Origin of the sequence: Gardnerella sp. Marseille-Q9691 (assembly GCF_046507715.1) — a bacterium.
Classification (GTDB): Bacteria; Actinomycetota; Actinomycetes; order Actinomycetales; family Bifidobacteriaceae; genus Bifidobacterium; species Bifidobacterium greenwoodii.
The window spans coordinates 106,493-120,373 of the sequence record NZ_JBKFXI010000001.1 but is presented as its reverse complement, the minus strand read 5'-3'; the positions used below and the strand labels follow the sequence as shown (position 1 = coordinate 120,373).

13 protein-coding genes are annotated in these 13,881 nt (G+C 37.6%); 4 read left to right on the top strand and 9 right to left on the bottom strand.

Annotation, left to right across the window (positions count from 1 at the left end; all coding sequences use genetic code 11):
• Positions 1 to 146 precede the first annotated feature (146 nt).
• The 3 genes from ACLD6A_RS00660 to ACLD6A_RS00650 all read right to left on the bottom strand — a co-directional run bounded on the left by ACLD6A_RS00660 (position 147) and on the right by ACLD6A_RS00650 (position 4,114).
• On the bottom strand, positions 147 to 2,219 hold the full coding sequence (locus ACLD6A_RS00660; RefSeq protein ID WP_410313291.1) for a hypothetical protein: 2,073 nt from the start codon (positions 2,217 to 2,219) through the stop codon (positions 147 to 149).
• A gap of 284 nt (positions 2,220 to 2,503) precedes the next feature.
• Positions 2,504 to 3,070, bottom strand: a complete 567-nt coding sequence (locus ACLD6A_RS00655) for a LemA family protein (RefSeq protein ID WP_116793912.1) — start codon at positions 3,068 to 3,070, stop codon at positions 2,504 to 2,506.
• A 57-nt stretch (positions 3,071 to 3,127) separates the two neighbouring features.
• Complete coding sequence (locus ACLD6A_RS00650) at positions 3,128 to 4,114, bottom strand: DUF3137 domain-containing protein (RefSeq protein ID WP_410313290.1); 987 nt, start codon at positions 4,112 to 4,114, stop codon at positions 3,128 to 3,130.
• A 593-nt stretch (positions 4,115 to 4,707) separates the two neighbouring features.
• On the opposite strand from ACLD6A_RS00650, the gene ACLD6A_RS00645 reads away from it, so the two are divergent.
• Both ACLD6A_RS00645 and ACLD6A_RS00640 read left to right on the top strand, forming a co-directional pair.
• On the top strand, positions 4,708 to 4,980 hold the full coding sequence (locus ACLD6A_RS00645; protein WP_410313289.1) for a type II toxin-antitoxin system Phd/YefM family antitoxin: 273 nt from the start codon (positions 4,708 to 4,710) through the stop codon (positions 4,978 to 4,980).
• Positions 4,967 to 5,293 carry a type II toxin-antitoxin system RelE/ParE family toxin gene (locus ACLD6A_RS00640; RefSeq protein WP_410310488.1) on the top strand — a complete coding sequence of 109 codons (327 nt, stop codon included), beginning with the start codon at positions 4,967 to 4,969 and terminating at the stop codon, positions 5,291 to 5,293. The genes ACLD6A_RS00645 and ACLD6A_RS00640 overlap by 14 nt, the downstream gene beginning before the upstream one ends.
• Positions 5,294 to 5,335: 42 nt before the next feature.
• On the opposite strand, the gene ACLD6A_RS00635 is transcribed toward ACLD6A_RS00640, so the two are convergent.
• The 5 genes from ACLD6A_RS00635 to ACLD6A_RS00615 form a co-directional block, all read right to left on the bottom strand.
• Positions 5,336 to 5,503 (bottom strand): hypothetical protein, encoded by a 168-nt coding sequence (locus tag ACLD6A_RS00635; protein WP_410313288.1) that lies wholly within the window; start codon positions 5,501 to 5,503, stop codon positions 5,336 to 5,338.
• A 61-nt stretch (positions 5,504 to 5,564) separates the two neighbouring features.
• The gene (locus ACLD6A_RS00630; RefSeq protein WP_410313287.1) at positions 5,565 to 7,331 is read right to left on the bottom strand and encodes an ABC transporter ATP-binding protein; all 1,767 of its coding nucleotides are present in this window, start codon (positions 7,329 to 7,331) and stop codon (positions 5,565 to 5,567) included.
• A gap of 382 nt (positions 7,332 to 7,713) precedes the next feature.
• The gene (locus ACLD6A_RS00625) at positions 7,714 to 8,280 is read right to left on the bottom strand and encodes a LemA family protein (RefSeq protein WP_410313286.1); all 567 of its coding nucleotides are present in this window, start codon (positions 8,278 to 8,280) and stop codon (positions 7,714 to 7,716) included.
• Positions 8,281 to 8,406: 126 nt separating this feature from the next.
• Positions 8,407 to 9,393, bottom strand: a complete 987-nt coding sequence (locus ACLD6A_RS00620; RefSeq protein WP_410313285.1) for a DUF3137 domain-containing protein — start codon at positions 9,391 to 9,393, stop codon at positions 8,407 to 8,409.
• 1 nt (position 9,394) lies between these two features.
• Entirely contained in the window at positions 9,395 to 9,814 is a 420-nt protein-coding gene (locus tag ACLD6A_RS00615) for a GNAT family N-acetyltransferase (protein ID WP_410313284.1), read from the bottom strand.
• A 627-nt stretch (positions 9,815 to 10,441) separates the two neighbouring features.
• Here ACLD6A_RS00615 and cysK point away from each other — a divergent pair.
• Together cysK and epsC are read left to right on the top strand one after the other, a co-directional pair.
• Entirely contained in the window at positions 10,442 to 11,374 is a 933-nt protein-coding gene (cysK, locus tag ACLD6A_RS00610; protein WP_410313283.1) for a cysteine synthase A, read from the top strand.
• Between the two features lie 115 nt (positions 11,375 to 11,489).
• Positions 11,490 to 12,329, top strand: a complete 840-nt coding sequence (gene epsC / locus ACLD6A_RS00605) for a serine O-acetyltransferase EpsC (RefSeq protein WP_410313282.1) — start codon at positions 11,490 to 11,492, stop codon at positions 12,327 to 12,329.
• Positions 12,330 to 12,506: 177 nt separating this feature from the next.
• On the opposite strand, the gene sstT is transcribed toward epsC, so the two are convergent.
• Complete coding sequence (gene sstT / locus ACLD6A_RS00600; protein WP_375168967.1) at positions 12,507 to 13,763, bottom strand: serine/threonine transporter SstT; 1,257 nt, start codon at positions 13,761 to 13,763, stop codon at positions 12,507 to 12,509.
• Positions 13,764 to 13,881 lie beyond the last annotated feature (118 nt).

The window sequence follows — 13,881 nt, the reverse complement described above, 5'->3', positions numbered from 1 at the left end:
AGCAACTCAATCCTATATACCAGTATGCGCATTATCGCACAAAAATCCCAAAGTAGCCAATCGAAATGAAGATTTTGTTGTTTGCGGCAATTTCTTCACAGCGTCAAAATGGACAATTGGCGCATATTCCATCGAGAGCTCCTTTGCTAATTACCAAACGCTGCGCGATCAAGCTTCACGAACTCGTCGTAATTAAGCATCCCTTTATTGTAATCAATACGTTTATTAGGCTCACTATACCACTGACGGCTCGTCGGCGCCGCCTTCAGCATAAACGCTCGGTAACGTTCCACATCGTCATGGTTTTCATCTCCGTGAGCATTAAGACCGTTAAGATAAACCGTCAAACTTCCGCTCCCTACATACTGGTTATAATGCGGCAATTGCTCCACATCGCCACGATGGATAAATCCACCATAACCTACACCCTTAACCTCATTTCCAACAAACATATTGCTACCTGCCAACGTGGCAAAGCTACTACCGACGATTGAAGCCATTTTTCTGTCATCAACACCAAACTTTTGCATGACACGCGACAGCTCATTATCCTTCGCGCGCAGCGGGCGGTCAACATTATGTAAAATAGCACGGAATGGCAAAATGCCGGTACTCTTGTTGCTTTGGCGGAGCACTGAGGCATAAAGTGCATAATCGTTCGTACCGCTATAGTCCGCCACAGTATAATTTACGTCACTTGTCAATACTCGATTATAATAGATGTCATCCAATACGCTAACAAACACATCAAACTTTTCTGGATTGTCCTGTGATGGCAAAACAATTTGCACGGCTTCCATATAACCACGGTTATCTAGGCGACAAGTACCCCAAACACCAGCCGGACTGACGGCGACATTGTAAAACCCTTGGTCGTATAGCATCCAGTGCACCACGCTCATTAGGCTATCGTAGTGGGCAGACTTGTCAAGCCCGATGCTGTTGCCGTTTTCGTCTACGTATGGCACGTTAAGCTCTTCTGCGTTGCTTTGATACATATCGGCGTAACCTATAGAGCCCGGATGGCGGAGGTTGTATGTGGTATTGAAAGAATAGCCACTATGTAAAATATAGCTAACACGATTAGCATACATAGTATTGCGCGTGTACGTCTTAAAGTCGCCGCCAACAACAGACTTCAGCCGCTCAAAATAATTACGCTGCGCATCAGTTAATTTAGGTTCCTTAGAGTTATCACTATTACCACTTCTGTCACTCTTTATGCCGTAATAAATAGCCATGGCGGTATCGTCGGCTGCACTATTAGAAACTTCACTGCGAATCACCTTGCCGATTTGGCCCTTCTCAGCGTCTGAATCAATTTGGTAGCGAGCGTTGTAGAAATTATAAAAGCCATCGTGGTCATTTACTGGAGCGTCGACATCCATTCCAACGACATTGTGTTTAGTAGTGTACCCCGGAGTAGCCACCAATTCACTACCCACCTTGTACCAATTTTGGTCATAAATCTGGTTGAGCGGCAAAGCAGAGTAGTCGGCTGGGCCTCCGGCGTCAACTGCTTCAGGGCTCGCATGACGCTTTGGCTCCGTATTCACATCTGTGCTTGAACTCTTATGAGAGTCGGACTGCGAACTGGCAGTAGCAGATTGCTTACCATTATCATGTTTTTTAGGAACACATAAAGCCACTACTACGCACAATAATATTGCTACACAAACTACTGCTGCAATAATTTTGTTTCGTTTAGTTAATAAACTTTTAAAATTAAAATTCGAAGAACTTGCTTTAACTGAAGTCGAATCCGATGAATATGAACTGTCCGTATTCATTGCATTATATTGAACATACCGTTTTACATAATCGTCAGAATATGTACCTTCAGCATTCGAATTTATAGTATCATTGTCTGGATATTGCGCAGCAAGATTATTGGTATTTTGATTATACTGATTGTTCACATATTCTTTATTATTATAATTTTGTGAATTTTGATATTGGCTAGGATATTGTACATACCAATTTTGATTCTGAGCATACTGAGATTGTTGGTACTGATACTGTTGATTCTGAAATGGCTGATTCTGCTGACACTGGTCATTGGCATTGCTACTATTAACGTTATTATTTGCACTATTATTTACAGCAAACGATTTACCTCGATTAGATAAGCCATTATCATTGTTCGAGATTGACTGATTCTGATTACTCGAATCATAGTTACTCTGGTCATTCGAATCATACTGATTAAACTGTTCCATACATGCCTTTTCTCTAACTCTATACAATCTAGACTACACAAAATCATTAAATAAATATAGATTTTTCTAAGATTTATTCTGCAAAATTTTAAAGCAAAGAAAACACTGCAAGCAACAACGCAATTCCTTAAAATGTAACGCAAAAGCAGGTCTCATTGAAGAAAAGTGGCCAATCGCTGCAAATTCGCGGGCGATTGGCTACATTAGATATACCGTCTAGCTAAACATTTTCACTAGCTAAACATTTTCACTAGCTAAACATTTTCACTAGCTAAACATTTTCACTAGCTCAGTATGCTATCAATATTCTTCTTATTGATTAGATCATCTTCGTCAAGAAAAGCCATCTGCTTTATTCCGCTTAAGCTTGCAATAAGCGACACTGGGAAGGTAACGATATTTTGATTAAGAGTACTAATGTTACTATTTACGATTCTTTTTGCTGCCGCAAGCTGCTCATTTTCATCGTTTATTTCCTCTTGCAAATTCAAAAACTGTTCAGAAGACTTTAATTCCGGATAAGCTTCCGCCAAAGCAAAAATCTTCCCTATTGCATGATTCTGATTTTTGATTACCGAACTAGAATCCGCTGATCCCAATCCTTCTCTTAAACTCACTAAATCCACTAAGGTTGTTTTTTCGTACTTTGCAAACGACTGCGCAACTTTAAGCATTTGGCAAATCGTATCGTATCTTTTAGCGAGCGCAATATCAACGTTTTTCCGCGACTCTTCTATAATCACCCTATATTTTCTTAGCCTATTTAACGTGCCAATAAACCAAGCAATAAGCGCTATAAGCACTATTGCAACACAAATTAGCACAGTGTTCTTATCCATAACGTCACTCATAACGTCTCCTTTAGTTCTAGTATTTTCTAATTTTGCAATTCACTAGTATTGCAATTTCTACTTTTTCAATTTTTCTCTAATTACGCTGATTATTTCGTAATATTCAGCCAAAACATCTCTAAATCTTGCATATTCTCTTGTTAAAGATAGGTTTTCTATTCCAGATTTTCCAGGATTTCCTAATATATACCTACCAGAATCAAAAGCTGCAATAATATGCTCGCTATCTAGATATATGCAAACTCTCATTCTTTTTTGCAAATTATTCAATGCTTCTATAAAACTTGGATCTAATACAAGCTTTGTATAAAAATCGTCTGTGGAAAAGATTGAATACGAGTTGTTAAATTCAATGGATTCTGTTTGGACTTCGCTCTCCTCTTTTGTTTTTCTACCATAGTATCCATTTAATTTTTTCCCCATAAAGTTCTTTCCAGTAACTGGAACGATTCTAATATGACCATTTATATTGGTTTTTGTGTTTATTAATAAGACTTGCCCAACAAAATCCGTTTTTTTAACACTTTTTCCACTTTCACTTCTAGAAAAGTGTATTGCTTGCATATTTGAAAATTCTGTTCTGAATTCATCGCCAAAAATTATGTGTTTACTTGAATAATACTTACTAGATACTGGCAAAAGATTATTAAAAATGCTGCTATCAATTCCTTCAGAATTTTCTAATACCGTTCCTGGCAGAATCGCATTCAAAATCGGCATTAGAACATTATCCGAATATAAAGAATCTACATCAACTTTATTATTTACAAAAAACTTACCTGCAAAGCAAACAACAAAAACACCTACTATTAGCAAATAATATTTGTAACGAGAGTAATCAATATTTGGAAAGTAGTTATACAAAACGCCTAAAACCATTACTACCGGTATGAATGGAATTAAACGAATTGGATCAAAAGAATTATTTTTTATGCCTTCTTTTAACTCATTTAATTTTCCTTGTATTTGGGGAGATTGTTCTATTCGCGCGAGTCTGTTTAAAACTTCTGGATTTGTAAATACGCTACCATATTTTACATTCATGTCATCTCCCTTTTATAAATCACTCGGCATTTTTGACATATTTTGCGAATCACTATGTACAACGTTGTAGGATTTTAATTTACAGTATCGCTGTTTGGGATTGGCTGATTCTGACTACTAGAGTAATAGTTATTTTGATTATTTGAATCATAGTTACTCTGTTCATTCGAGTCATACTGATTAAACTGTTCCATACATGCCTTTTCTCTAACTCTATACAATCTAAATTACACAAAATCATTAAATAAAAACAGATTATGCATAAAATTTATTTTGCTAAATTTTAAAATAAAAAGCACTGCAAGTAACAGCGTAATTCCTTAAAATGTAACGCGAAAGCAGGTTGCATTGATGAAAAAGTGGCCAATCAATGCAAATTCGCACCTAATGGCTACTAGAATTACAAAAATCGAAACTATAAAGTCAACAATCTAAAGAAATAATAATATAATATCTTTAGAATACATTAGACTGATTTAATAATTTATTTATGCACATAAAACAAAACTAGATAAGATAATTCAAAAAAAAAATAATAAAAATAGACAACCACCAAAGCAATAAAATAACAATCATCTCAAAGGACTTGCACGATGCCAACTATTAAGTCAAGCACAGATTTACGCAATAACTACAACGAGATATCAACATTCTGCCACGAAACAAAAGAACCAGTTTTCATTACAAAAAACGGTCGCGGAGACTTAGCAGTAATGAGCATTGACTTATTCAACAAGTTCATGAGCAAATATGAACTATACAGCTTACTTGATCAAAGCGAGTCTGATTTTAACAACAATCGCACATTATCTTTTGAAGAATCAATGCGAAACTTAAGAGAAGAACTCAACGATGGCGCAAAATAACCCAAAATACGCAATAATCGTTTCGCAAAGTTACCATAAAGATTTGCAAGACATAGTCCATTACATTGCGCACAATTTAGACTCCCCAATTACAGCATCCGAATTCCTCGATAACGTAGAAGCCACTGTTTCAAGCCTATCTACAATGCCATATCGATACCGATTGGTGAACGATGATTATCTGAGTAGCAAAAACTTTAGGAGATGCTTCGTTAAAAAATATGTAATCTTCTATAAAATTTGCGAAGAGAACAAAACAGTTATGGTGCATAGAATACTTCATGCTAGACAAAACTGGGTTGACATATTGTAAGTTAAAGTTATTGGAATACGAGCCTGTTACTTGGGAATATACCTATTTATCGAGATACGCATTTAATAAACGCCAGTGAAGATTTTTGCCGTTTGCGGCAATTTTCTTCACCGACACAAATGGCCAACCCAAAATCAGACAATCGCTGCAAATGCCTAAACCAACAAAGTAGCCAACTACTGCAAATTCGCACTTAATGGCCACTAACACTGGCTCAGAATCTATTGCGCTAAATTGCACAGCGCATTGAAAGCAAACCAGCTCCACAGCCTCACATAGACACAGTGTAAAGCGAGTAGAAGTAAGCCTTCTGATTCATAAGCTCCTCAAAGCTTCCGCGCTCAATAAGCTCGCCGCTTTTCATCACAAGGATCTCATCATATTGCTTAAGCGAATTAGCATCCAAGCGGTGAGTTACAACAAGTCGAAGAATTCCTTGCAAATCCAAAATAGACTGCGTTACGTTCATGCTCGTCTCGTTATCTAACGCGCTCGTTGCCTCATCAACCAGCAGAATCTCAGACTTTTTTAGCAAGCTTCGCGCAATAGCAATACGCTGCTTTTCGCCGCCAGAAAGATGACCGCCGTTCTCGCCGCACTGATAATCCTTGCCTTTAGCAGCAATAAAATCATCCAAACCAGCCAAATGAATCACTCGATTAACTTCCGAATCCGGGAACGGCTTAAAAAGCGTAATATTATCTAAAATCGAAGCATCAAACATAAACACAGACTGCTGCATAAGAGTCGTCTTATCGTAGAGCGAACTCTTACTCACATTGCTAAGCTCGTGATTATTCAGCTGCACACTACCCTCATAATCCTTGTAGTAGCCCATAAGCAGATTAATCAAACTACTCTTACCAGCACCAGAAGGTCCTACTATCGCGTAAGATTTTCCAGCTTGCAAAGTTAGATTTACATTTTTCAAGACTTTATGATCCGCATCATAAGCGTACGAAACATCGCGCAAAACAACGCTTTTAATAGAATCATCAATGATCTCGCCAGAATCTTCCTTAGCGTTACTCATATAATCAGCCATCTTGCTAATAAGCTTCTTAGCGCCCTTCATCTCACCAAGCATTTGCGGAAGACTTGCAATAGGCTGAAGTACACCATTCATCAAATTAGTGAAAGCTAACACCATTCCAGCAGTAATAACACCAACATGAGCGTTAACCATCCAAGCACCAACAAGCATCACGCCAAGCTGAGTTCCAAGGCTGGAAATTGTGCCAAGAGCAGAAACAGTAGTCATCGTTTTTTCGCGAAGATTCTTAGTATGCTCAAGCTCCATAGACTGATTCTGATAACGGTTAATAACCTCTTGCTCCGCCTTAAAACTCTTAATAACCGAAACGCCGTTCAAAACATCCTTCGTCAGGGCCGTATAAGACTCATTCGACTTAGAAACCTGCTCCTCGCGAGTGGCAATTCCGTTAGCTGTAAGAATCGAGCAAGCCATTGGAAGCACAGAAATAATAAGAGCAATAACAGTGAGCAATGGACTATAATAAATCATAAGGGCCAGAGAACTTACAAGCATAAGAACGTCTTGAACAAAGTCAAAAATCTTCTTCAAATACTTTTCTTGAATACGCTCGCAATCATTAGTAAGCACAGAAAGATACGTGCCGGAATTCGCAAGCGAAAAATCACTATAACTCTTCTTTAAAAGCTTTTTAATAACAGACTCTTTATACTGATTCATTGCTTTTTCAAGAAAGCGAGGATACGCACTGCGCTTCAACGCGAAAATCAGGGAGATTGAAAGCATAAATGAAACGACAAGCAGCAAAATAGTAGTTAAAGAGAAGGATCCTTTGCCTGCCATATAGTCGAAAATAATTTGCAAAATCCAAGAAATAGCAGTGTAAATCATAGACAAGGCAATAAAAACTATCATAGAAAGAAAAGCTACAAGTTTGTTTTCCTTGAAAAATAGTTTTACGTAATTTTTTACGTCTGGATGTAGTTTGGATGATTGCTGATTCGCGGGCGATTGCTGATTTGCTGTATTGTCAGTTTTGTTCATTCTCGCTACCTCTCACTTCCTTTATATCTATTTGCTATTCTTGCTATTTTTACTATTTTTCGCTAATAGCATTTTCGCAGCTAGCATTTTCGTTTCCATTTTGCCGATTCGCTCGCTACAAAGCATTGAAAGCTACACTATCATACTTATCCTGATTGGTCATGCTTATCTGCTTGATAACACCTATAAATGCTTAAACACACTTATACGTAATGCTTGCTAGAAATAATAAGCATAGAGTTAAAAAAAAAAATCAAATCGCTGATTTGATATGTAATATCAGCATAAACGTATCAAATGCGCAAACTAACAACAAAGTGGCCAATCGCTGCAAATTTACAACGATTGGCCACTTCATACACTACCAAGCTCAATATTCCATCTAGCTCAATATGCTGTCAATATTCTTCTTATCGTTTAAATCATCCTCGCTAAGAAAATCCATCTGCTTTATTCCGCTTAAGTTTGTAATAAGCGAAACTGGGAATGTAACAATATTTTGATTAAGCGTGCTGATATTACTATTGACGATTCTTTTTGCCGCCGCAAGCTGCTCATTTTCGTCGTTTATTTCTTCCTGCAAGTTCAAAAATTGTTCAGAAGACTTTAATTCCGGATAAGCTTCCGCCAAAGCAAAAATCTTCCCTATTGCATGATTCTGATTTTTGATTACCGAACTAGAATCCGCTGAACCCAATCCCTCTCTTAAACTAACCAAATCAACTAATGTCGTTTTTTCATACTTTGCAAACGACTGCGCAACTTTAAGCATTTGGCAAATCGTATCGTATCTTTTGGCGAGCGCAATATCAACGTTTTTCTGCGACTCTTCTATAATCACCCTATATTTTCTTAGCCTATTTAACGTGCCAATAAACCAGACAATAAGCACTACAAGCACTATTGCAACACAAATTAGCACAGTGTTCTTATCCATAAAGTCACCCATAATGTCTCCTTTAGTTCTAGTATTTTCTAATTTTTCAATTCGCTAGTATTGCAATTTCTACTTTTTCAATTCGTTAGTATTGCAATTTACTAGTTTCTACTTTTGTAATTTCTACTTTTGCAATTTTTACTTTTGTAATTTCTCTCTAATTAAGTTAATTATTTCGTAATACTCAGCCAAAACATCTCTAAATCTTTCATATTCTCTTATTAAAGATAAGTTTTCTACTCCAGATTCTCCTGGAGCACCGAATAAATACCAACCAGAGTCAAAAGCCGCAATAATATGCTCACCATCTAGGTATAAGCAAACTCGCATTCTTTTTTGCAAATTATTCAATATTTCTATAAAACTTGGATCTAATACCAGTTTTGTATAAAAATCGTCTGTAGAAAAGATTGAATACGAGTTGTTAAATTCAATGGATTCTGTTTGAACTTCGCTCTCCTCTTTTGTTTTTCTACCATAGTATCCATTTAGTTTTTGCCCCATAAAGCTCTTTCCAGTAACGGGGACGATTCTAATGTGGCCATTTATGTTGGTTTTTGAGTTTATTAATAAGACTTGCCCAAAAAAATCCGTTTTTTTAACACTTTTTCCACTTTCACTTCTAGAAAAGTGGATTGCTTGCATATTTGAAAATTCAGTTTTAAATTCATCACCAAAAATTATGTGTTTACTTGAATAATACCTACTAGATATTGGCAGAAGATTATTAAAAATACTACTGTCCATTCCTTCGGAATTGTTTAATACTGTTCCAGGCAGAATCGCATTCAAAATCGGCGTTAAAACATTATCCGAATATAGGGCATCTACATCAACCTTATTATTTACAAAAAACTTACCTGCAAAGCAAACAACAAAAACAACTACTATTAGCAAATAATATTTGTAACGAGAGTAATCAATATTTGGAAAATAGTTATACAAAGCGCCTAAAACCATTACTACCGGTATTAATGGAATTAGACGAACTGGATCAAAAGAATTATTTTTTACGCCTTCTTTTAAAGCGCTTAATTTTCCTTGTATTTGGGGAGATTGTTCTATTCGCGCGAGTCTGTTTAAAACTTCTGGATTTGTAAATACGCTACCATATTTTACATTCATGTCATCTCCCTTTTATAAAACCGCAGCAATCAATTTCTGAAAACTCAATAAAACCAGCTGACTTATAAAAAGCAATAGTTTTTTCAGTGCAATCCGTGGTCAATTGAATTTGACGAACGTTAGGATAATAATCCACAATCGCTTTTAACAAAGCAGACCCTATCCCCTGCCTTTGGTACTCAGGCAAAACGAGAATATCTTGAATAAAAACAACCGTGTACCCGTCACCAACAGCCCTAATAATGCCAACTAGCTCATCATTTTTATAAGCAGCTAAAATCTTGAGCGAATTGTTAAAACCATTTTCCAAAGCAACTAAATCATCTGTGTACGCAGACCAGCCAACGGAATCATACAGCTTTGGAATATCTTTGCTATTATACTTTTTGTACTCTTTTATTTGCACGTCTGTTAAATTCATTTACAACAACGCCTCCGAATACTGTGAAATCAACGTTGAAACCCTAAATTTTCTAGCGTAATAACTCAGTATATCAAGTCGCCTATCTCTTTAACATAGGACTTTAATGCGCCAACTGCACCAGTGTCCCAAAACAGCCAGAATAAGACACTCGCGCAGAAAAAGTAGTACAAATCAAAGTTTGACAAACACAAATCCATTCGCTATAGTCTTCACTTATCACCATTTCGACGAGTAAAGGAGTGCACATGTATCATACAAATATGATGACAAATTGTTGTTGTAACGTATGCTGTTGCGCATTTCTTAATCGAAATGATGTTTGCAAGCACTAAGTATGCATAACATCTAGCATGTGTTAAAAGCATTTACGTTAAAACACAGCAAATTACGATTCAAGAAACAGCGCGCTGTTTCTTTTTTTATGCCAAAATTCGAATATAAAATCTTAAAAAGATAACAATCTAATACTGATTAAATATTAAACAGATAAATGGCATATCTAGAAACAACTAATAAAACGGTAGTCGCTTTACTAATAAAAATTGTTTTTAAAAATTAAAAACAAATCAAATTAAACAAAACAAAAAAACAAGTAAAACAAACAAACAAGTAAGGGGAAATATTATGTCTAACATCTACAAGTCCGTGCAAGAACTCGTAGGCCACACTCCACTTCTGGAGCTTACTCACATTGAAAAAGAGTACAATCTAGCAGCAAAAATACTTGTAAAACTCGAATACTTCAACCCAGCAGGCTCCGTAAAAGACCGCATTGCAAAGCAGATGATCGAAGAAGCAGAAAACGCAGGCACGCTTAAACCAGGCTCAGTAATCGTTGAGCCAACCTCTGGAAATACTGGCATTGGTCTTTCAATGATTGCTCAAACAAAAGGATACAAAAGCATTATAGTTATGCCAGAAAGCATGTCTATTGAACGCCGAAAACTTATGAAAGCATACGGCTCCAAACTCGTGCTCACCCCTGCTGCAGAAGGAATGAAAGGCGCAATCGCCAAAGCAAAGGAAATCGTTGAAAACACGCCAAACGCGTGGACTCCAGGACAGTTTACTAATCAAGCAAACGTGCACGCGCACTACAACACAACCGGTCCAGAAATTTGGCAAGACACTGACGGAAACGTGGATATTCTCATTGCTGGCGTTGGAACAGGCGGCACAATCACTGGTACTGGCACTTATTTAAAGGAACAAAATCCGCATCTGGAAGTAATCGCAGTAGAACCAGCAGACTCCCCTGTGCTCGCAGGAGGCAAGCCAGGAGCACACAAGATTCAAGGAATCGGCGCAGGATTCGTGCCGGACGTCCTCAACCAGAATATTTATGATCGCATTGTTCACGTAACGAATGAAGACGCAATCGAAAACGGCAAGCTTATAAGCAAAAAAGAAGGTGTGCTCGTAGGTATTTCTTCCGGAGCAGCAGTTTGGACAGCAATTCAAGAAGCAAAAAGAGAAGAAAACTCTGGCAAAACCATTGTTGCAATACTTCCAGATTCCGGAGATCGCTACTTGTCAACGCCTTTGTTTGCAGAATAATGCTATGCAATAATGATAATAATAAATGATGTTTTGAAAGTGCGTTTTTAGTAGATTTACAAGCGCACTTTCTAACACTCGAATAAAGCAAGCAAGAGAATAATAGGAGAAATGTATGAATGATCACCTTGACCTTATAAGCAAACTCAACTCAATTCACGATTCAGACATAAGGCAAGCTACATTCATACCTAATTACCGCAATATTATTGCACTCATACATGCGACTCAGGCGCTGCTTTTGCCTGAGTTGCATGTGCGCAATTTAAGCAACGATACTACGCAACTCAATATTAGTTTGAATACTGTTACTTCAAACGCTTTGGACACTATTGAACGCATTATATTTCACGAACTTCAATGCTACACAAGCAACACAATTAAAATTCGAGAAACTTGCAATCAATTTATAAATGCTCTTCCTACAATTAAAAAGTTACTTTTAACAGATATTCAAGCCATGTATGAAGGCGATCCTGCTTGCACAAGCAAAGTAGAAGTCACACTTGCATACCCTGGTTTTTATGCAATGCTTATTCACCGCACAGCTCACGCACTCTACGAACTTAACGTACCGCTAATTCCTAGACTTATGAGCGAATATGCACACAGAAAAACTGGAATTGACATTCATCCAGGAGCAAAAATTGGCGCATATTTTTGCATTGATCACGGAACTGGCATTGTAATCGGCGAAACAACTGTAATCGGCGAGCATGTTAAGCTTTACCAAGGCGTAACGCTGGGTGCAAAAAGTTTTGCGCTAGACGAGGATGGGAATCCTGTAAAAGGCGGAAAGCGGCATCCAAATATTGGAAATAATGTTGTAATTTACGCAAACGCAACAATCTTAGGCGGAGAAACCACAATAGGAAGCGGAAGTATAATCGCAGCAAATGCTTGGATTAACCGCAGCATTCCTGCAAACACAACCTACCACTTCCCTAAAGCCTAATACACAATAAAGTACTAATTGCACTTCTACTCTTTTATTTGAACATCTGCTAGATTCATTTACAATAACACCTCGCAAAACATAGCAAAAGTGCGCGATCTAAAACGTAAGAACGTAAGAACGCGCACTAATAATAATACTTAATAACAGATGCAACCGCTACAACAGCTACAACAGCTACTTTTTAAGTTGCACTGGTTCGTGGTCTTTGCCCATCTTAAACTTAAGACCCGCACGCTGCCACATACGATACTCGCCAACTGCAGTAAAGAGAACATCTGTGGAAGAGTTAAGTGCAGTTTCGCAAGAATCCTGAATAACGCCAATAATAAGGCCAATAGCAACTACTTGCATAGCAATATCATTTGAAATACCAAACGACGAGCACGCAAGAGGTATAAGCAAAAGCGAACCACCAGCCACTCCAGATGCGCCTGCAGCGCTAACTGCAGAGAGCGCAGACAAAATCACAGCTGTTGGAATATCAACGTAAATACCAAGCGTATGAGCAGCACACAAAGCCATAATAGAAATAGTTATAGCAGCACCACTCATATTAATAGTTGAACCGAGCGGTATAGAAACAGAGTAATTGTCTTTGTTAAATCCAAGCTTTTCGCACAAATTCATATTCACAGGAATATTTGCAGCAGAAGAACGCATAAAGAACGCTGTAACACCCGAATCGCGCAAAGTTCTAAAAACAAGAGGATATGGATTCTTGCCAGTAAGGACGAAAACCAAAATAGGATTTACAATCAAAGCAACAACAGCCATAGTGCAAACTAACAAGGCAATAACGGAACCATACTCACTAAAAATGCGAAGACCGTTACTTGCAACCGTTGTATAAACAAGACCCATGATGCCAAAAGGTGCTGCATTAATAATCCAGTGAACAATTTTTCCAATAGCAGACGAAACATTATCGAAGAATGCTTTGGTAGAAGGTTCAGCTAAGCGAAGAGCAACACCGAAAGCAATTGCCCAGAAAAGAATGCCAATAAAGTTTCCCTTAGCAAGAGCATCTACAGGATTGACCACAATATTTAACACAAGAGAATTAAGAACTTCACCAATTCCTTGAGGAGACGGCGAAGACGCTGCTTCAACATGCGCAAAAGTGAAGTTAACAGGGAAAATCATAGCCGCGCATACAGCTACAAGGCTTGCAGTAAACGTAGAAAGTGCGTACAACACGATTACTAGCTTCATGTTGCCAACACTTTTTGCCTTTGCAAGCGCTCCAATCACCAAGCAAAACACCAAAATCGGCGCAACAGATTTAAGTGCGCTCACAAACAGCTTCCCAATAAGATCTAGCAAGTAAACGTGAGCTGGCACAAAAATACCAAGCGCAGCGCCAAGAAAAAGACCAATGACAATACGCAAAATAAGGTCAATGCTATTCCACTTTTGAATAATCTTGTGCATGAGAGTCTCCTGTATTGTGATTTGTGCAGAATATTTTATACTCTTTTATTTGTATTTCATACTCGCAAGATTTTTTATTTTTTATTTTTTATTTTTTACAGATTATACATAAGTGTGC

Bases quoted from the DNA above. Each gene is read 5' to 3' on its own strand.
- ACLD6A_RS00660 (WP_410313291.1), bottom strand. From the start codon at position 2,219: ATGGAACAGTTTAATCAGTATGATTCGAATGACCAGAGTAACTATGAT.
- ACLD6A_RS00630 (WP_410313287.1), bottom strand. From the start codon at position 7,331: ATGAACAAAACTGACAATACAGCAAATCAGCAATCGCCCGCGAATCAG.
- ACLD6A_RS00615 (WP_410313284.1), bottom strand. From the start codon at position 9,814: ATGAATTTAACAGACGTGCAAATAAAAGAGTACAAAAAGTATAATAGC.
- ACLD6A_RS00620 (WP_410313285.1), bottom strand. From the start codon at position 9,393: ATGAATGTAAAATATGGTAGCGTATTTACAAATCCAGAAGTTTTAAAC.
- ACLD6A_RS00655 (WP_116793912.1), bottom strand. From the start codon at position 3,070: ATGAGTGACGTTATGGATAAGAACACTGTGCTAATTTGTGTTGCAATA.
- epsC (WP_410313282.1), top strand. From the start codon at position 11,490: ATGAATGATCACCTTGACCTTATAAGCAAACTCAACTCAATTCACGAT.
- ACLD6A_RS00625 (WP_410313286.1), bottom strand. From the start codon at position 8,280: ATGGGTGACTTTATGGATAAGAACACTGTGCTAATTTGTGTTGCAATA.
- ACLD6A_RS00640 (WP_410310488.1), top strand. From the start codon at position 4,967: ATGGCGCAAAATAACCCAAAATACGCAATAATCGTTTCGCAAAGTTAC.
- ACLD6A_RS00645 (WP_410313289.1), top strand. From the start codon at position 4,708: ATGCCAACTATTAAGTCAAGCACAGATTTACGCAATAACTACAACGAG.
- cysK (WP_410313283.1), top strand. From the start codon at position 10,442: ATGTCTAACATCTACAAGTCCGTGCAAGAACTCGTAGGCCACACTCCA.
- sstT (WP_375168967.1), bottom strand. From the start codon at position 13,763: ATGCACAAGATTATTCAAAAGTGGAATAGCATTGACCTTATTTTGCGT.
- ACLD6A_RS00650 (WP_410313290.1), bottom strand. From the start codon at position 4,114: ATGAATGTAAAATATGGTAGCGTATTTACAAATCCAGAAGTTTTAAAC.